Source organism: Maritalea sp., assembly GCF_051251695.1.
GTDB lineage: Bacteria > Pseudomonadota > Alphaproteobacteria > Rhizobiales > Devosiaceae > Maritalea.
The window spans coordinates 48,424-65,321 of record NZ_JBPOEU010000005.1; the positions used below are offsets into that span (position 1 = coordinate 48,424).

Annotated in this window: 19 protein-coding genes and 1 pseudogene; 8 read left to right on the plus strand and 12 right to left on the minus strand. The window is 48.4% G+C overall.

The annotated features are described in order from the left end of the window. Window positions 1-13: 13 nt before the first annotated feature. The 7 genes and pseudogenes from ACSHWX_RS03740 to ACSHWX_RS03770 form a co-directional block, all read right to left on the minus strand. On the minus strand, window positions 14-1,138 hold the full coding sequence (locus ACSHWX_RS03740) for a flagellin (protein WP_435666847.1): 1,125 nt from the start codon (window positions 1,136-1,138) through the stop codon (window positions 14-16). A 211-nt stretch (window positions 1,139-1,349) separates the two neighbouring features. Continuing rightward, window positions 1,350-2,468 carry a flagellin gene (locus tag ACSHWX_RS03745; protein WP_435666848.1) on the minus strand — a complete coding sequence of 373 codons (1,119 nt, stop codon included), beginning with the start codon at window positions 2,466-2,468 and terminating at the stop codon, window positions 1,350-1,352. A gap of 157 nt (window positions 2,469-2,625) precedes the next feature. Then, window positions 2,626-3,738 (minus strand): flagellin, encoded by a 1,113-nt coding sequence (locus tag ACSHWX_RS03750; protein WP_435666849.1) that lies wholly within the window; start codon window positions 3,736-3,738, stop codon window positions 2,626-2,628. Between the two features lie 186 nt (window positions 3,739-3,924). After that, a complete protein-coding gene (locus ACSHWX_RS03755) occupies window positions 3,925-4,308 on the minus strand; it encodes a hypothetical protein (protein WP_435666850.1) in 384 nt (127 codons plus the stop codon). A gap of 104 nt (window positions 4,309-4,412) precedes the next feature. After that, a complete protein-coding gene (locus ACSHWX_RS03760) occupies window positions 4,413-4,904 on the minus strand; it encodes a hypothetical protein (protein WP_435666851.1) in 492 nt (163 codons plus the stop codon). Beyond that, window positions 4,904-5,236 carry a rod-binding protein gene (locus tag ACSHWX_RS03765; RefSeq protein WP_435666852.1) on the minus strand — a complete coding sequence of 111 codons (333 nt, stop codon included), beginning with the start codon at window positions 5,234-5,236 and terminating at the stop codon, window positions 4,904-4,906. Before ACSHWX_RS03765 ends, ACSHWX_RS03760 begins: the two co-directional genes overlap by 1 nt. Then, window positions 5,236-6,351 (minus strand): annotated as a pseudogene (locus ACSHWX_RS03770) (flagellar basal body P-ring protein FlgI). The gene ACSHWX_RS03765 and the pseudogene ACSHWX_RS03770 overlap by 1 nt, the downstream one beginning before the upstream one ends. 270 nt (window positions 6,352-6,621) lie before the next feature. Here ACSHWX_RS03770 and ACSHWX_RS03775 point away from each other — a divergent pair. The 3 genes from ACSHWX_RS03775 (at window position 6,622) to ACSHWX_RS03785 (ending at window position 8,752) form a co-directional block, all read left to right on the plus strand. Beyond that, window positions 6,622-7,038: a flagellar assembly protein FliX gene (locus ACSHWX_RS03775; RefSeq protein ID WP_435666853.1), complete on the plus strand. Its 417-nt coding sequence runs from the start codon at window positions 6,622-6,624 to the stop codon at window positions 7,036-7,038. A 147-nt stretch (window positions 7,039-7,185) separates the two neighbouring features. Continuing rightward, on the plus strand, window positions 7,186-7,635 hold the full coding sequence (gene dksA / locus ACSHWX_RS03780; protein ID WP_435666854.1) for an RNA polymerase-binding protein DksA: 450 nt from the start codon (window positions 7,186-7,188) through the stop codon (window positions 7,633-7,635). Window positions 7,636-7,771: 136 nt separating this feature from the next. After that, complete coding sequence (locus ACSHWX_RS03785) at window positions 7,772-8,752, plus strand: hypothetical protein (protein WP_435666855.1); 981 nt, start codon at window positions 7,772-7,774, stop codon at window positions 8,750-8,752. A gap of 5 nt (window positions 8,753-8,757) precedes the next feature. Here ACSHWX_RS03785 and ACSHWX_RS03790 read toward each other — a convergent pair whose 3' ends face one another. Then, complete coding sequence (locus ACSHWX_RS03790; RefSeq protein ID WP_435666856.1) at window positions 8,758-9,276, minus strand: MarR family winged helix-turn-helix transcriptional regulator; 519 nt, start codon at window positions 9,274-9,276, stop codon at window positions 8,758-8,760. Between the two features lie 73 nt (window positions 9,277-9,349). Between ACSHWX_RS03790 and ACSHWX_RS03795 the strand changes: the two genes are divergently transcribed. After that, window positions 9,350-10,321, plus strand: a complete 972-nt coding sequence (locus tag ACSHWX_RS03795; RefSeq protein WP_435666857.1) for a DMT family transporter — start codon at window positions 9,350-9,352, stop codon at window positions 10,319-10,321. A gap of 130 nt (window positions 10,322-10,451) precedes the next feature. Here ACSHWX_RS03795 and flgH read toward each other — a convergent pair whose 3' ends face one another. From flgH to flgF, 4 genes are read right to left on the minus strand one after another with little or no spacing between them, the layout of a single operon-like run. Next, the gene (gene flgH, locus ACSHWX_RS03800) at window positions 10,452-11,186 is read right to left on the minus strand and encodes a flagellar basal body L-ring protein FlgH (protein ID WP_435666858.1); all 735 of its coding nucleotides are present in this window, start codon (window positions 11,184-11,186) and stop codon (window positions 10,452-10,454) included. A 15-nt stretch (window positions 11,187-11,201) separates the two neighbouring features. Then, window positions 11,202-12,158 carry a flagellar basal body P-ring formation chaperone FlgA gene (gene flgA, locus ACSHWX_RS03805; RefSeq protein WP_435666859.1) on the minus strand — a complete coding sequence of 319 codons (957 nt, stop codon included), beginning with the start codon at window positions 12,156-12,158 and terminating at the stop codon, window positions 11,202-11,204. A 13-nt stretch (window positions 12,159-12,171) separates the two neighbouring features. Further along, window positions 12,172-12,957 carry a flagellar basal-body rod protein FlgG gene (flgG, locus tag ACSHWX_RS03810; protein ID WP_435666860.1) on the minus strand — a complete coding sequence of 262 codons (786 nt, stop codon included), beginning with the start codon at window positions 12,955-12,957 and terminating at the stop codon, window positions 12,172-12,174. 29 nt (window positions 12,958-12,986) lie between these two features. After that, window positions 12,987-13,724: a flagellar basal-body rod protein FlgF gene (flgF, locus tag ACSHWX_RS03815; RefSeq protein WP_435666861.1), complete on the minus strand. Its 738-nt coding sequence runs from the start codon at window positions 13,722-13,724 to the stop codon at window positions 12,987-12,989. Window positions 13,725-14,006: 282 nt separating this feature from the next. Here flgF and ACSHWX_RS03820 point away from each other — a divergent pair, with 282 nt between their 5' ends. The 4 genes from ACSHWX_RS03820 to ACSHWX_RS03835 are packed head-to-tail and all read left to right on the plus strand — an operon-like array spanning window position 14,007 to window position 16,893. Further along, window positions 14,007-14,504, plus strand: a complete 498-nt coding sequence (locus tag ACSHWX_RS03820; protein ID WP_435666862.1) for a flagellar basal body-associated FliL family protein — start codon at window positions 14,007-14,009, stop codon at window positions 14,502-14,504. Between the two features lie 15 nt (window positions 14,505-14,519). After that, window positions 14,520-15,689, plus strand: coding sequence for a flagellar motor switch protein FliM (fliM, locus tag ACSHWX_RS03825; RefSeq protein WP_435666863.1), 1,170 nt, complete (start codon window positions 14,520-14,522; stop codon window positions 15,687-15,689). Further along, complete coding sequence (locus ACSHWX_RS03830; RefSeq protein WP_435666864.1) at window positions 15,686-16,111, plus strand: DUF6468 domain-containing protein; 426 nt, start codon at window positions 15,686-15,688, stop codon at window positions 16,109-16,111. Before fliM ends, ACSHWX_RS03830 begins: the two co-directional genes overlap by 4 nt. Then, a complete protein-coding gene (locus tag ACSHWX_RS03835) occupies window positions 16,108-16,893 on the plus strand; it encodes a MotE family protein (protein WP_435666865.1) in 786 nt (261 codons plus the stop codon). Before ACSHWX_RS03830 ends, ACSHWX_RS03835 begins: the two co-directional genes overlap by 4 nt. Window positions 16,894-16,898 lie beyond the last annotated feature (5 nt).

Here is a 16,898-nt window from a genome sequence, read left to right on the forward strand (position 1 = left end):
GCCTAGATAAACGTTATCCGAATAGACGGAGTACGTTTTGGTCTGCCTGAGATGCGAATGATAGGGATGTTGAGGAAAGTTGCTGGCGTGTTTGCAAAGCCAGCAAATTCGCACCTTCCTTATTACTATCAGCAAGGATCAGTTTCCCGGCCCCTTCTTCTAGCGTATTGACGAGCTTTGTCGTGAAGTTCTGACGGTTCTCAACCACCGTCATATTTGTACCGAATGTTGAGGCCTGTGAGCGAAGTGTGCTCAAAGCGGCCGTTAGTGACTTTATTGAAGTGTCGATTGAGGTGTCTGTGTCAAACGAACCGGCTGTGAAGTCTGTTGAAGCAATTGTGCCCAAATCCGATGATGTAGTAACGGTATCATCAATGCTAATCTGTCCATCTTCAGACGTGATCGACACATTGGTGCCGTCAGTTGTTGCGGTTATGCCGCTGATGGCATTGATGCCCGCTACGATATCAGAAGCTGAGGCGTCACTGCCGTAATCAAGCGTACCTTTTAGCACGCCGCCGACTTTGATTTCTAGCTTATCAGTGGTGCCTTCTTTACCTGCCATAAGTGCAGTTTCGGTTGTAGCAACTGTTCCAGCTGTTCCAACGGTTAGATCAGAAAGACCAAGTGCGCTTGACGTATCTGTATAATTGACTGCTGAAACGCTAAGTTTTGATGTTCCGTCTTCGTTAAACACTACCGACAAGTCGTTTGCAGTGCCGCCGCCCAACAGGTTTTTACCAGAATAACCGGCATCTTTCGCCAGATCTTCAATTTGACCTAGCAGGTCGTTATACTCGCTGGCGAATTTACGACGATCCGCTGTTGAAGACGACTGCAAGGCTTGGTTCGCCTTACCTTTTGCCGCTTCAACCAGTTTTGTTATGGATTGGATGCCCTCATCAGCCGCTTTAAGCGTCTGAACATTTTGACCCATATCATCCAGCAATCCACTTAAATCGGAAGCGCGATTGTTGAGCGAAGATGCGGTGAAGAATGAATTTGGGTTATCAAGGGCGGAGTTTACTTTAAGACCAGTAGCCAATCGATTTTGTGTTTTCGACATCAAGTCCGCTGTGGATTGCAGCGAAAGTAGATTTTGGCGTACGGCCGATGAAAGATGAATCATCTCAGACATTGGTTTTCCTCTTCTAGGCTATACCGAGCCCCATTCTGGGACCTTGAGATGAGGATGCCATTCTATGGATAATGAAAGGTTAACAGACTCGCATTTTGGGAATAAATTCGTTGCATTTTGCGAAAGTATATATTTTTCAGTTAGTTAAAAAGAAAAGGCGATGCCGAAACACCGCCTTTTGAGACATACGAAATACTTGATTGTCTTGTTCTTAGAACAACCGCAATACGTTTTGGTCTGCTTGAGACGCGAACGATAGGGATGTTGAGGAGAGTTGTTGCCTAGTTTGCAATGCAAGCAAGTTGGCGCCCTCTTTGTTGCTGTCGGCGAGCGTTAGCTTACCAGCGCCTTCTTCCAGCGTATTGATGAGCTTCTTGGTGAAGTTCTGTCGGTTTTCAACAACGGTTAGATTTGTACCGAAAGTTGAAGCTTGTGAACGCAATGTGCTCAATGCTGAGGATAGGCTGGTCAATGACGAGCTAATGCCGGTATCTGCGTCGAACGAACCTGCTGTGAAATCTGTTGAAGCAATTGTGCCCAAATCAGATGACGTGGTCACGGTATCGTCGATACTTACTTGACCATTTTCAGAGGTGATGGAGACGTTTGTTCCGTCTGATGTTGCTGTGACGCCGTCAATGGCGTTAATGCCTGCAACAATGTCTGAAGCTGAGGCGTCACTGCCGTAATCAAGCGTTCCTTTTAACACGCCGCCGATCTTGATCTCTAGTTTATCAGTGGTGCCTTCTTTACCTGCCATAAGGGCAGTTTCAGTTGTGGCAACAGTACCGGAAGTTCCGATTGTTAGATCAGAGAGACCAAGAGCACTGGTTGTATCAGTGTAGTCAACCGCAGATACGCCAAGTTTTGATGTGCCATCTTCGTTAAATACCACAGATAAATCGTTACCGGTGCCGGCAAGCAAGTTTTTGCCTGAATAGCCAGCATCTTTTGCCAATGTTTCAACTTGCGAGAGTAATTCGTTGTATTCACCGGCAAATTTACGACGGTCAGCAGTTGATGAAGACTGTAGGGCCTGATTTGCCTTGCCTTTGGCCGCTTCAACCAATTTTGTGATTGATTGAATGCCTTCGTCAGCCGCTTTTAAGGTTTGGATTGATTGACCCATGTCATCGAGTAACCCGGTGAGGTCAGATGCGCGGTTGTTCAATGAAGAAGCGGTGAAGAATGAACCTGGATTGTCTAAAGCTGAGTTGACCTTTAGGCCAGTGGCTAGACGGTTTTGGGTTTTTGACATCATGTCTGCGGTGCCCTGCAATGAAAGCAGGTTTTGACGCACGGCGGACGAAAGATGAATCATTTCAGCCATTTACTAAATTCCTTTTCTAGGTACTTAAGGGTTCCTTCCTGGAACCTCTGCCTAGAAAATGCATGATTATAGCTAACGGGGAGTTAATGCGATTTGAGGTGCAAAAAAAGACGGATCCGAGGACCCGTCTTGAAATTCTAATAAATTGCCTAGAAACTTAGAGCAATCGTAGAACGTTTTGGTCTGCCTGAGACGCGAACGACAACGATGTTGATGCCAAAGATTGACGTGTTTGCAGGGCCAAAAGGTTCGCACCTTCTTGGTTACTGTCGGCCAATGTTAGCTTGCCAGCACCTTCTTGCAATGTGTTGATCATTGACTTCGTGAAGTTTTGGCGGTTTTCAACAACGGTAAGATTGGTACCGAATGTTGAAGCCTGTGAACGCAATGTGCCCAAAGCATCAGTCAAGCTTGATAGTGTCGCGTTGATTGATGAATCTGAGTCAAACGAACCAGCCGTAAAGTTTGTTGAGGCGATTGTTCCCAAATCTGACGACGTAGTAACGGTATCATCAATGCTCACCTGGCCACTTTCTGAGGTGATTGAGACGTTGGTACCGTCTGATGATGCAGTTATACCATCAATTGCGTTAATGCCTGCAACAATATCAGATGCTGAGGCATCGCTGCCGTAATCAAGCGTTCCTTTTAGCACGCCGCCGACTTTGATTTCTAGCTTATCAGTGGTGCCCTCTTTACCTGCCATAAGAGCAGTTTCGGTGGTCGCCACGGTACCAGATGTACCAATTGTCAAATCTGACAAGCCCAGCGCGCTTGATGAATCTGTGAAATCAACTGCAGAAACAGTCGATTTAGATGAACCAGATTCGTTGAAGACCACTGACAAATCGTTGCCTGAACCAGCAAGCAAGTTTTTGCCTGAATAGCCAGAATCTTTTGCCAATGTTTCAATTTGGTTCAGGAGTTCGTTGTACTCACCCGCAAATTTACGACGGTCAGCAGTAGAAGAAGACTGTAGGGCTTGGTTGGCTTTACCCTTAGCGGCTTCGGCAAGTTTTGTAATTGCCTGAATACCTTCGTCAGCCGCTTTAAGAGTTTGAACAGCCTGGCCTTGGTCATCTAGAAGAGAAGACAAGTCGGAAGCACGTGAATTCAGTGCTTGTGATGTAAAGAATGAGCCTGGGTTGTCGAGAGCTGAGTTAACTTTCAAACCAGTCGATAGGCGGTTTTGGGTTTTGCCCAACATGTCCGCTGTGCTTTGAAGGGCGGAAAGGTTCTGACGAACTGCAGCTGATAGTTGAATAGCCATGATACTAAATACTCCATTCTGGCTTTAAACAGACCTTTCTGGTCTGCGTTTTTCTGGAAGAGCAATACGCGCTTTTCCAGCATGTCACCCATAAAGCCCATCGCGACTGAATCAAATCTTAACGCGGAGATATCGGGTGGTTTTACGGTTAACGAGCCGTTACTGAACTATGGTTAACCGATTGTTTTATTTAAGCTCCTCTAACATTCGCATGGTAGAAGGTGAGGGAACCCAACGTCTGTTGATCATGCGGGGGAAGATGGCAGCAGTGGGCTGATCATTTTCGTTCGCCTGCTGATTTTCTTTGATTTTAGCGCTGGCAACCAAGGAGGCTTCAAACAGCAAACTTGCGGGTGCTTCAGGACCCACAAGTTTTGGAAACTGGTCTATGGATTTTTCAGAAACGGACGTAACTTTTTGCGGCGAGGTGGGCGCGAGCTTTTGATTGCCCGCAACAGCTTTTGCCGCCACCGCGTCGGTTCTGCTATACTGCTCGCTTCTCAAGCTGGCATTTCCGGCTTCAAATGCGCCACCTTGAAAACCGGCTGCTGACTCTATTTTTAGGGTCATTGGTCTTCTCCGTAAGTTGGCTTTTATCCAACTCACAAATATCACGAATCACCTTGAGAGACAGTAATTTTGATCGGCGTTATTTAATTAGAATTAAAATCAAGTTAAAGCGTTGTGTTAACAGAAACGCCCTTCATAGAGGGCTCTGAGGAGGTTCGATCCTGGCCGATTTGGCCATATGCTGATGTTTGTGTTGTTTGTCCAAGTTGCGATGCGACGCTGCTGACAATGTCTTCTGATAAGGATTTGGCGACGGCCAAAACACGCATATTCTCCGCCATTTGAGTAGCTAATGCAGCTTGTCCATTTTGAAGCGGTTTGAGCAGGTGCGGCACTTTGGCTTTTAACTCGGTTACGTTGGACTGGATCGTGCGCGCAAGCCCGACATATTTTTGTGCTAACTCTGCTTTGTCGGCGGCTAGCTCACCTGCTTCCATCAAACTGCCTTTACGCAACAATGTTGTTTCGTTGTTCATGATGTCTACCAGCGCACGTAGCGTAATTTCCGCATCAGCGCATATTTTTTCAGGCGCATCGAACATGGGTAATGTTTTGCTGGCAGATAAGGCTTGGGCACGTAATTGTTGTGGGGTCATTATTTATAAGCTCCCGCCGCTGGGATTGATTGGTAGTTTGTTGTTGTTGCTTGCGTAGCGATCAAATCGCGTAAGATACTGTCTGAAAGGCCTATGCCGCCGGCCTGCGCCATGTTGTTTGCATGTTCTGTTGCCATCATACCGCGCCAAGTCTCTTCTGCGTGACCGCCACCAAATGGGCCGTCCGTTTCGACAGATGTAGAGATTTGAGACATCAGGGTGTTCAGAAATACACCCTCAAGTTCAACTGCCTTTTGCTTAAGCCGTTCGAATGTTCGCTCTGGCATATGTGCAGGGCGCTCAAGTGGAATGTGAACTTTTGAATAGGGCATTACATCACCTCAATTTCAGCTTGCAGAGCGCCAGCGGCTTTAATGGCTTGCAGGATCGAAATCATATCTCGCGGAGATATGCCCAGCGCGTTCAGTCCATCCACCAATTCTTGAAGGGTGACGCCCTGTCTGACCAACGCCAATTTGCTATCCAATTGATCAACGTCGACTTGGGTGCGGGGCACCACAACAGTTTCACCAAGAGAAAGTGGGTTTGGTTGATCAACTTCGGGTGTTTATGTGATGGTTACCGTTAAGTTACTCTGTGCGACCGCAACAGTGGATACCCGGACCTCGCGACCCATTACAATGATCCCTGAATTTTCGTCAATTACAATTTTAGCGGTTTGGTCTGGCGTGATGACAAGCTGCTCAATGTCGGTAACAAGGTCAACAATGTTGCCGTTAAAGCCACGCGGTAACGTCAATTCCACCGTTGCATTGTCCAATGGAACCGCGGTTGGCATACCGATGAGGTTGTTAATGGCAAGTGCGATGCGGCGGGATGTGGTGAAATCGGGGTTTCGCAAAGCAAGGCGAACCGATCTGCGGCTGCCCAAGGCAAAATTGACTTCGCGCTCGATGATCGCCCCGGAAGATATGCGGCCGGTTGTGGGCACACCAGAAACAATTGTCGCCGAGTCTCCAGTTGCTTGAAAGCCGTTAATGGCGACTTGACCTTGGCCGATGGCATAGACTTCACCGTCCGCGCCCATGAGCGGCGTGACCAACAATGTGCCGCCTTGCAGGCTTTTCGCGTCACCTAGTGCGGCGACGTTGATATCTATGCGAGAACCTTGAGAAGAGAATGCTGGGAGATTGGCCGTGACCATCACGGCGGCAACATTCGCTGTACGCATGGAAGAACCCAGCGTATTGACGCCCATCCGCTCGAGCATTGCTTGCAAGCTTTGCTTAGTAAACGGAGAGTTGTTGAGCCCGTCGCCTGTGCCGTTGAGGCCAACAACCAAGCCATATCCGACCAGTTGGTTTTCCCGTACGCCTTCAATATCGACAATGTCTTTAATTCGTGCGGCGTGCGCAGAAAATGCGGCGCAAAATACCAGTGCGACTGCAAGACCTATTCGAATACTTAATGCTGCCAATTTGCTCATTTACTTCCCCAGTTTCCAATTAATGGCGATGCTCCCCAGCACGCTGCCATCAATACTGCCTGTATAAATGCGAAAATCGTGCCAAGCTGTGGAGTTTTGGTAAGTATATGATTTTTATGGGGTTTTGAAGTTTTGTGTATTTTGGCAAGGATGTGAGTATAAAAATTGCGGAAAAATTTGCCGAGTCCTGCTATGCTTTACGAAAGGGATGGCAAAATATGCCTACCGTGTTGTTAAGCAGCGGAATTCAAAAATTGGAGATGTTTTTGCATGCGCATTACTGATGCAAATCGCTTGAATAAAGTTGAACGCAAAAAGAAGAAGCCTGACGGAAACCCGGGGGGTGAGTCATTTTCTCTACCGAACGACAACTCAGCCCCTGCAAAAACTGGCGCGTCGGCGTCAACATCTGATGTTGGAAGTATTGATGCGTTGCTCGCTTTGCAATCTGTCGAAGATCCCACTTTTGCGAAGAAGAAAACCATACGCCGTGGCCATGACTTATTGGACGGATTGGAACAGGTGAAAACAGATCTTTTGGTCGGGCAAATTTCCGAATCTCGTTTAGACAATATGTTAAATTTAGTTACAAAAGCGCGAAATAAGGCTGATCCTGAACTTGATGCGATTATTGATGACATTGAATTGCGCGTTCGTGTGGAATTGGCAAAGTTGAACAAATTCTGATGGTTAGCTGATATAATCGACGGTTTTTTTACTGTCTTTTGCCTGTAATAATTACCCCTTAGATGCAGTGTCACAAACTCACTTGCCGTTGGTGAGCTTGGACACTATATATGTCGCGCAGAGACTGAGGGAGTTATTACCGTGTCAATGGATTTAGATAGTAAAGTCGATCTGGACGAGGCGGGTTTCGCGGATGGTGACACCTACCGCCCGACCGATGGCGAGAAGTTTATGAATGATCGCCAACTGGCCTATTTCCGTAAAAAACTCGTCGCTTGGAAGAATGACATTTTGCGCGAAAGCAAAGAGACGCTTGAAACGCTGCAAGAGCAAAGTCAGAATCATCCGGACATCGCTGATCGTGCATCTTCTGAGAGTGATCGTGCGCTAGAGTTGCGAACCCGAGATCGTCAACGCAAGTTGATTTCGAAAATTGATGCGGCTTTGTCTCGCGTTGATGATAAATCTTACGGGTATTGCGAAGTGACGGGAGAGCCGATTGGCTTGGCGCGTCTGGATGCAAGACCTATCGCAACGATGAGCCTTGAAGCGCAAGAAAAGCACGAACGCCGAGAAAAAGTTTACCGCGACGACTGATCGTTAAGACCATCGCTGTTTTGGCTGATTAAGCAATCTTTTTGCAATTTGTTGCAAATTGAATGTGTTCTGGCGCATACTGGGCTACAGTATTTGCGTTTGGAAAGGCTTTGCAGCCTTGGTTGGTCCAGTAATTATGCATAAAGAACAATATGAACTTCCTGCACTTAGGGAGGTTGAGAAAGAGCGACTTTGGCCTGTTTCTCAACCCTATGACGTGGTTTTTTATCGTTCATATGGGGTTAAGTCCGGGGTCAATGTTGCGGTTCAACATCTCTTTGACCTTGATGCTTTTGCTTCACCGCAAAAATTCACGCATTGTGCGCTTGTTGGGTCTGAACTGACCGCCATTGAAGCTTATCCGCGTGCGGTAAAGGGCTATTACACCGACATGGTGCATCCAGGTGGTGTTCGGTTCGTGCCGGTGATCGACCTTTGTTACAACAGCCACAATAGATATCGTGATTTTCTGGTGCTGCGCGCGCCTGGTCTTAGTGCTCCAGAAACGGCGTTTGGTGCTGAATCAATGATGAAAGCGTGGCGGTATATCGAGTCGAAATACGGCTTACGGCGGTTTTTGGGCGTAGGCCGAGGCCCGCGTGACAGCAACGCCAAGCAGATTAAAGAGTGGCTTTCTTGCTCTGATCTCGTTTTAAAAGTACTGGCAGATTCCAACAGATTTGGGCTTGAGTTTCAAGAACGTGTTACCCCAAGTGGGCTTGTTGCGACGTTGCGCGGCCTTGGTTGGCAGGATGTGACATATGATTATGCGCCGCAAAAATTTGAAGCAAAAAGCCGACAATATACCCAGCAGTTTGGCCTAACCGGTACGCGTAAAGCAGGGGTTGATCTGTATGCCCTCAAGATGGCTTGGAATTTGGGCACATTTGCGAAATCTATACAGCAGCAACAATATATGGTTGAGGAATATATCAACCGGCGATTGTCAAATGTGTGGGCTGACGGGTTAGACGCAGGACGTTATTTCGAAAGATTTACGGCAGAACATGCGATGCAGGTGTTGCAGCAGATCAAGTTGGCTCGAAAAGATGAGTTTTCTTCCCATATTGATCCGCTGTTGGCGGAACTTTCCCAAAAACGGCATATTCTGAAATAGTTATATCATTTGCCAAGACCATTAAGGCCAAGACTAACACGGCCAAGACCATCAAGCAGTTTTGCGGTGAGCGCATTTAGCTGTTCGATTTCAGCTGTGGTTAGGGACGAAAGAATGCGTTCTTCATTTGCCACATGAATGGGGACAAGCTCGCTCATTTTCTCAAACCCGCTTTTCGTTAGAGCGACCAGGGTGCCGCGTCTATCATTGGGGTTTTTTTGGCGTTCCACGAAGCCGGACCGTTCAAGTCGGTCGAGCCGATTGGTCATACCGCCCGAGGATACCATCGTTGCTTCATAGAGTTGGGTTGGGGTGAGGGCGTAGGGCGCACCTGAGCGTCGCAATGTGGCTAAAACATCGAATTCGCCCGGGTGAAGGCCGTGTTGACTGAACAATGGTTCAATTTCGTCTTGCATAATGCGACCTGACAATTCCGTTAGTCGCCCCAAGGTGAGCATAGGTAAGTTGTTGATTTCAGGCCATTCTTTTTGCCATTGTTCGGCGGCGAGTTGAGCGCGGTCCATAATCCCTCAATTTATCTTGACATTAAGATACTTTATATAAAGATATAATCCAATAAGATATTTGGAGAATATTATGACCGGCCATATCACGTTGGCGGCCACCAAGGAAAGTATCAAGCATGGTGCGGTTGGTGGTGCGTCGGCAAATGTTGATGACATTTCAAATCGCAGTTTTGATTTTAAGCCTTTGCTTCCTTTCACCTTATTGGTGATTGTGGGAAGTTTTTTTGGCGGCACTACTGTTAATGGCAAGGTCGCTATATTGGCAGGCTGGCATCCCATCACCTTCCTAGCCCTTTCAGCAACAGCTGGTGGTTTGTTGATGATGGCTGGATTGCGGTTGTTTGGGGTGCGTATGGATTTTACGCGGCCTGTGCTCGCCTATTCATTGGTTAGCGGTCTTATGTTTGCCTTGCCCAACATATTTTTCTTTTTGGCTGTTGTGCATGTGGGGGCTGGGTTTGTTGCGTTGGTCACTGCGTTTTCGGCGGTCTTAACGTATATTTTCAGCGTAATCATTCGAACTGAGCGGTTCGCGATTTCTCGCGCAGGCGGCGTCGTCATAGCGCTTGTTGGTGCGTTGGCCCTCAGCGTAGGTAAACTGACAGGTGCAGGACCGTCGCCATTTTGGGTGTTGGTCGCGATGTTAGGGCCGGTCTTTTTAGCGCTGGGGAACATTTATCGATCTTGGGCGTGGCCGAAAGGGGCTTCACCCTATGCATTGGCCCCACTTATGTTGATCTTTGCAGGTTTGTTTGCTGTTCTTATCGTCGTGTTTCTGGGCGCGCCGATTGCGGTCAATCCAAGTATTGCGATGACACAGTCGTTGGTGCTGCAAATTCTGATATTTGCGGTGGGATTTGCGTTTTATTTCTTATTGCAGAAAATTGCCGGTGCAGTTTATCTCAGCCAAATCGGACCCATCATTGCTTTTGTTGGCTCCAGCCTTGGTATTCTGGTTCTGGGAGAAGAGATAAGCCTGTCGCTGCTTATTGGCGGTGTGGCGATTGTTGGTGGCGTGTTGATTTTTAACTTTTCCAAATAGCAGCAAGATCAAATGCTTAAAAATAGAGAAGGGCACGGCAAATTGGGGAAAGCCGTGCCCTTCTGGGGAGAGCCAATCGACAAATTGGGGAAATCGATTGGCAATCTTAGGGTCTAGACCCTTTTGTTGGTTAGAACGGTAGAATGGCTTCCATGAATTGTTGGCCATAGCGCGGTTGCTGAACATCGGTGATCTGACCGCGTCCGCCGTAGGAAATGCGCGCTTGGGCAATCTTAGTGGAAGGTATGGTGTTCGCGGCGCCGATATCTTCTGGCCGAACTATGCCCGCTACAATCAGGTCGCGCACTTCAAAGTTCACGCGCACTTCTTGTCGGCCTTCGATCACAAGGTTGCCATTTGGCAGAACTTGAATAACGACCGCTGCAACTTGTGTTTCAAGATTTTCAGACCGATCAACTGATCCGTTGCCGCTGTCTGTCACGCCAGATTTCAGACCGATTGCTGCAGATGGATTAACCCCTGGCGCCAAGCCACCGAACAAAGAGCCGACAACACCACTTGCACCTGCATCGTTCGAACTTGAACGTGAACGGGCAGACTTGTTGGAAAACTGTGCTTTGTCCGAAATTGTAACGCGCACGGTTAGGATGTCACCGACTTTGCTGGCGCGTTGGTCTTTGAAAAAGCCGCGTGTGCCGGAAATGAACAGTGAGTTCGGCGAATATGCAACACGTTCTGGCTCTGGCATTGGCATGCTAACTGGTTTGTAGCCTGCTTGCGCTCTAGGGTTTTCGATTGAAGTTAGGGCTGGTGCTTTGCCAATATTGGCTAAACGGTTTGCCGTTGTACAGGCAGATAGACCAGCAGCTAATGCAATAAGGGTGATGATTTTGAACATTTTCATTTTAAGGCTCCTAACTTACCGGCTTGCGATGTGGGTTGGATCGTTTGAGATAACGACTGTTCCAGCGCCGGTTGCGATGCCCTGAACTGTCTTTTTTGACATGAGATTGAGGACGGAAATAACTTGGTTTTCTGTAGCTGAATTCAGCGCTTGGCCCTTTACGGTAAGTCGAAGAGAACCGTGACGATAAAGGATTGTCACCATGTCGTTGCGCTGGATCAATACGGGTTCTGAAAGGTCGCTGCGACGGATTAAGCTGCCGCCTCGTACTGAGCGTGTAAGACTTTTTCCCAACAGTTCAGAAAGTTGAAGGTCGCCTTGCGCTTGAGAGAAGCGAACTGGCACCGACAAGAACTCGATGTCGTTGATGTCGACGATTTCGCCCCGGGCCATTGTTCGGCGTAAATGCGCCGCAGGGGCTGAAATTTCAATTTTGCCGTTAATGTTGAGCGGTTGTTGATGGCCTGCCAATGCCAATCGAGCCGAAACAACGCCTGTTTGGGGCTGGTAGTCAAAGTCCAATAGAGTGATCGGTGTTGCAACAGACGGATCGGCGAACACTGGCTCCAAACCACGATAGGGCGAAAATACAACTTCTTGGTCCTCGCCAAGCAAACCGAGTATGTTGATTTCTTGGCCAAACAGATCGCTCAAAAACTCGATATTAATCGGCATACCAGATCGTTCAACACGAACATGGGAAATGCCTTTCGTGTCAAAGTTCTCCAAGCCGGCGCGCTGGGCTGCCAGTTTAATGGAAGCTATAGGAACAGCGCCAACTGTGCCCGGTGCTGGGCTCATAAATAAACCTGTTTCAGCTAAACGACCCGCATCTTCAAACATGTCACCGATCGTGACGATTTTCGTGTTCACCATAATTGATGGTTTGAGGACCGGAGCTGCAACTACAATGGTGGAGCTAAGGGCCGCAAAAACAAGACCAGTGAAAAGCGCTTTGCATTGATTGATCATTTTAATCAAATCCCTAACGGAGTTGCGCTGTTGCTTGAAGCATTTCATCGGCACCAGAAATAACGCGGGCATTCATTTCATAAGCCCGCTGGGCAGCGATCAAATCAGCAATTTCGGTTACGGCATTCACGTTTGCCAACTCAAGGTGGCCCTGTAGCAAGTTGCCGAAGCCATCCGCATTTGCAACGCCAGTTTGTGCTGCGCCACTGCCTGCAGTTTCGACATAAAGGTTGTCACCAATACCTTCCAAGCCCGCTTTATTCACGAACCGAGAGAGTTGGATTTGGCCTATGGCTGTGGGGCTTGATTCTTGGTCAAGATAGGCCTCTACAACACCATCTGCGGAAATAGAGACCGACCGGGCAGTTGCTGGAATTGTGATCCCTGGCTGCACTTGGTAGCCCTCAATCGTGACCAACTGGCCCTGTGAATCACGCTCGAACGAGCCGTCGCGGGTATAACCTGTGCGGCCGTCGGGTAGTGAGATGGAAAAGAACCCTTCGCCTCGAATGGCAAGGTCTAATTCTTTTTCCGTTGGGGCGACGCTGCCTTGGCTCATAATACGGGGGGTTGCACCCGTTTTAACACCGGAACCGATTTCAACGCCGGTTGGTAGCTGCGTTCCTGCTTCTGATGTTTGTGAGCCGGAGCGGCGATAGACTTGATAAAGCAAATCTTGAAAATCGGCGCGCTGGCGTTTGTAGCCGGTGGTTCGCATGTTGGCGATGTTGTTTGAGATAACCTCAACATTACGCTCTTGAGCGGCCATCCCGGTTGATGCGGTATATAAAGCTTTCATTTTATGTTCCTTTCGCGGGGGACAGTGCGTTAAGCGTTTAGATCGCCAAGACGTTTAATGGCCGTGCGGCGCAATTCGTCTTGTTTTTGTTGAAGACTGGCCATTGAGGTGTAAGCGCGGGTTACGCGGATCATTTCAGTCATTTCTGAAACACCGGAAACGTTTGAGCGTTCGATGGCCATGTGGACGAGGCTGGACGGATTATCGAAAATCGGGTTCTCGCCAGCAAACATAGTGTCGCCAACACGTTCCAAATCTTGGGTGTTTTCAAATTCCGCAATCCGCATGACGCCCTTGGCGCCAGCTGATGATGAAACACGTCCGTCCTTTGAAATGGTGATGCCCGTTTCTTCAGGGCCAAAGGTCAAAAATCCGCCATCTGCAAGAACTGGAAATCCTTCTGCGGTGACCAATTCGCCGCGCTGGTTCAATTGAAAAGCGCCGTTGCGTGTGTATCGATCACCGTCTGGCGTTTGAACAGTAAAGAAACCTTGACCCTGGATTGCCATGTCCAGTTCGTTGCCTGTTAGTTCAATGGAGCCAGCAGAAAAGTCGCCAATGGTCGCCCAGTCCTGTGTGTAGGATAGCTGTTGGTCCATGGCTTTAAAGTCGTTATGCCGTGCTGTCGGCATGATGTATTCTTCAAATAGAATATCAACATTCTTGAACCCAGTGGTATTGATGTTCGCCATATTGTTGGCGACGACATCCAGCTGCCGCTGTAGCGCAATTTGTCTTGATAAGCCTATGAGCTGTGCATTTTCCATATTGCACGATCTCCCCAATTTTGTTCAACGAGCAACTTCCCCAAGCTTTTCGTCTGCATTGTATAATGCGAGGATCGTGCCAACTATTAACTTATTGATTTATATAACTTTATTTCAAATTGTTTGAATTTCGGTCATGCATTCGTGTTCTGTAGGGTAAAAATGACCCGGCAAATATTGCCTGCTAGTTGGCAAACGGTAACGCTTCGTTAACCTTCTCATCGTTACGTGGATCATAGTGATGACTTTGTGCAAACTGCGCAGCACCTACAGAGTGAGAATATGGCAGACGATACAGCCCTAGACATTGATGGAGAAGACGGCGACGAGGGCAAGAAGAAGGGCCCGCCAATGATGGTTATCATTGGAGCCGCCGTTGTTTTGCTGCTTGGTGGTGGCGCTGCAGCCTATTTTTTATTGTTTTCAGGTGGTGGTGATGAGACTGCGTCAGAGCAAACACAGCAAGTGCGCCAGACCTTCTTTTATGATCTGCCCACGATCACGGTGAATTTGAACTCCAAAGGCGAGTCAAAAGACCTGTTTTTGAAGGTCGTGGTGGCGTTGGAGTTGGCCGATGAGGCGATGGTGCCAAATGTGGAAGCCCTAATGCCGCGGGTTTTGGATACGTTTCAGGTCTATTTGCGTGAATTGCGCAAAGCGGACTTGGATGGTTCGGCAGGTATTTACCGCCTTAAAGAAGAATTGCGACGACGGGTAAATCTGTCCCTTTTCCCCACACAGGTGGAAAGCATCGTTTTCAAAGAAATTCTGGTTCAATAGGGAGGGTTTATCAATATGTCAGGCAGTGAGACAGACGACCTCCTAAAAGAGTTCGGCATCGGCGACGACGACAAAACTGCAGATACGATAGAAGCCGTTGATGATGGCGAGACCGCTGCTGCTGAGTGGGCTGCGATGATTGAAGGCGGCGACGACAGTGATGACAGCGCCGCCGCTGATCGTATTCTGAACCAAGACGAAATTGATAACCTGCTTGGCTTTGATAGTGCTGATCTAGGACTAGGCGAGTTAACAGGCGTTCAGGCGCTGATCAACTCGGCACTGGTGTCCTATGAACGTCTGCCCATGTTGGAGATTGTGTTCGACCGCCTCGTGCGTTTGACGACCACAACCTTGCGCAATTTTACGTCTGATAATGTTGAAGTGTCTTTAGACAGTATCACTTCGGTTCGATTTGGCGACTATTTGAATTCCATTCCGCTACCGGCCATTTTGACGGTGATTAAGGCCGAGGAATGGGACAATTTTGGGCTGATGACGGTTGAGAGTAACCTGATTTATTCAATGATTGATGTGTTGCTCGGTGGTCGTCGTGGCACAAACACAATTCGGGTGGAGGGGCGTCCCTATACCACGATCGAGATGTCGTTGACCAACCGGATGATCGAATTGATTCTAGAGGACATGCACAAGGCGTTTGAGCCTTTGACGCCTGTTAGTTTCTCCGTGGAAAGGATGGAAACCAATCCGCGCTTTGCCGCGATTGCGCGCCCTGCGAATGCTGCGATTTTGATCGAACTGCGCATCGATATGGATGACCGCGGTGGTAAAGTCGAAATTTTGTTGCCCTATGCGACCATCGAACCGATCCGCGAACAATTGCTGCAAATGTTCATGGGCGAGAAGTTCGGCCGTGATCCGATTTGGGAAGGGCACCTTGCATCCGAAATTTTTGCGGCAGAAACGGATATCGAGGCTGTTTTGCATGAATGGGAATTGCCCTTGTCCGAAATGCTTAGCCTCAAGGTGGGTGACACATTGATGTTTGAGCGGACGCCAAATGACCCTGTTTCCCTAAAGTGTGGTGATGTCATCATGACCGAGGGGGTGATGGGGCATATTGGTAAAAATGTATCGGTGCGCGTAACGCGCCCACTCAATCCACCAAAAGTAACAATGAGCGTATTTGAAGCTATGGACGAACAAGAAAGATCACAGGCATGAGCAGTTTTACATTGGGTTTACTGGTTGAGGCGGCTGTTGCGATCCTGTTGGTCGTTACCGTTGGATATTGCTACATCTTGAATATCCGTCTGAAACGGTTACGGGCAGACCGTACGGCTTTGCAGACAATGATTACTGACCTTGTTCGGGCAACCGATCAGGCAAATGGCGCGATTACACAGCTACGGCAAACCGCTATTGAATGCGATGGTATGATCCATACGCGGCTAAGCGAAGCGGAAAGCTTTTCGATTGAGTTGGCCCATCACGTAAATGCTGGTCAATCCGTTATGCACAAGCTTGCAATGATCGCGCAAACTGCGCGCAAAGCATCGCCGGAACCTGCGGCACGACCAATTAAAGCGAGAGCCGCTCTTGATCAATTGGATCAGATATCGCGACGTGATGGAGAAGCTGCGTGAATTCTGTTCGTCTTCTACCCATCGTCATGGTGGCAGCGTCGGCGCTGCTGCTCTTTAAGCTTTTTGGACTTGTTTCCGGCGATTTATATATCCTTGGGAATCGGGCCGCTCTGGCGCAAGAGACTGAAAATGCACTTGCAGACGAAGTTGGTGCCGGTGAGGTGGAAATGGAGCCCGAACCCGTTGAAGAGATGGCGGAGGGGGATGATGCCGTTATGGGCGCAACAGATGCGGCTCTAAATCCTAACCGCCCGAAAGACGGCGAACCCATTACGATCAACAAAGAAGGTCGAATTGAAAAGCTGAGCGAGAGAACCGGCGTTTCGAACACCGAGCTTGAGTTTTTGGAACGGTTAAGCGAGCGACGCAAACAGCTTGATATTCGCGAAGAGCAATTGGCGGTTCAAGAAGCCATTATCCGAGCGGCTGAACTTCGGTTGGAAACAAGAGCGAAAGAATTGCAGGAAATTGAATCCCGAATTTCGGCTTTAGTTGAACAAAAAGAGGGCCAAGAAGCCGATCAATTCAAATCGCTTGTGGCCACTTATGAAAGCATGAAGCCCAAAGATTCAGCGCGGATTTTCAACCGGCTTGATATGCGGGTATTGGTGCGCATGGTGCAGATGATGAATCCGAGGAAATTTGCGCCTGTTATGGCGGCAATGGAAGCCGAAAAAGCCGAGGCGCTTACGCTCAATCTTGCAAATCCAAACCTGTCTGAATTTAGTCAAACCTCTGTTGGCAATGCGGGCGAGCAATTGCCACAAATCGTGGGGCAATAGCTTAC

Excerpts from the sequence above, each read along its gene's own strand:
- ACSHWX_RS03745 (WP_435666848.1), bottom strand. The coding sequence starts at position 2,468 with ATGGCTGAAATGATTCATCTTTCGTCCGCCGTGCGTCAAAACCTGCTT.
- ACSHWX_RS03795 (WP_435666857.1), top strand. The coding sequence starts at position 9,350 with ATGACCGGCCATATCACGTTGGCGGCCACCAAGGAAAGTATCAAGCAT.
- dksA (WP_435666854.1), top strand. The coding sequence starts at position 7,186 with ATGGATTTAGATAGTAAAGTCGATCTGGACGAGGCGGGTTTCGCGGAT.
- ACSHWX_RS03820 (WP_435666862.1), top strand. The coding sequence starts at position 14,007 with ATGGCAGACGATACAGCCCTAGACATTGATGGAGAAGACGGCGACGAG.
- fliM (WP_435666863.1), top strand. The coding sequence starts at position 14,520 with ATGTCAGGCAGTGAGACAGACGACCTCCTAAAAGAGTTCGGCATCGGC.
- ACSHWX_RS03830 (WP_435666864.1), top strand. The coding sequence starts at position 15,686 with ATGAGCAGTTTTACATTGGGTTTACTGGTTGAGGCGGCTGTTGCGATC.
- ACSHWX_RS03740 (WP_435666847.1), bottom strand. The coding sequence starts at position 1,138 with ATGTCTGAGATGATTCATCTTTCATCGGCCGTACGCCAAAATCTACTT.
- ACSHWX_RS03765 (WP_435666852.1), bottom strand. The coding sequence starts at position 5,236 with ATGCCCTATTCAAAAGTTCACATTCCACTTGAGCGCCCTGCACATATG.
- flgA (WP_435666859.1), bottom strand. The coding sequence starts at position 12,158 with ATGATCAATCAATGCAAAGCGCTTTTCACTGGTCTTGTTTTTGCGGCC.
- flgF (WP_435666861.1), bottom strand. The coding sequence starts at position 13,724 with ATGGAAAATGCACAGCTCATAGGCTTATCAAGACAAATTGCGCTACAG.
- flgH (WP_435666858.1), bottom strand. The coding sequence starts at position 11,186 with ATGAAAATGTTCAAAATCATCACCCTTATTGCATTAGCTGCTGGTCTA.
- ACSHWX_RS03760 (WP_435666851.1), bottom strand. The coding sequence starts at position 4,904 with ATGACCCCACAACAATTACGTGCCCAAGCCTTATCTGCCAGCAAAACA.
- ACSHWX_RS03750 (WP_435666849.1), bottom strand. The coding sequence starts at position 3,738 with ATGGCTATTCAACTATCAGCTGCAGTTCGTCAGAACCTTTCCGCCCTT.
- ACSHWX_RS03785 (WP_435666855.1), top strand. The coding sequence starts at position 7,772 with ATGCATAAAGAACAATATGAACTTCCTGCACTTAGGGAGGTTGAGAAA.
- ACSHWX_RS03790 (WP_435666856.1), bottom strand. The coding sequence starts at position 9,276 with ATGGACCGCGCTCAACTCGCCGCCGAACAATGGCAAAAAGAATGGCCT.
- ACSHWX_RS03775 (WP_435666853.1), top strand. The coding sequence starts at position 6,622 with ATGCGCATTACTGATGCAAATCGCTTGAATAAAGTTGAACGCAAAAAG.
- ACSHWX_RS03755 (WP_435666850.1), bottom strand. The coding sequence starts at position 4,308 with ATGACCCTAAAAATAGAGTCAGCAGCCGGTTTTCAAGGTGGCGCATTT.
- flgG (WP_435666860.1), bottom strand. The coding sequence starts at position 12,957 with ATGAAAGCTTTATATACCGCATCAACCGGGATGGCCGCTCAAGAGCGT.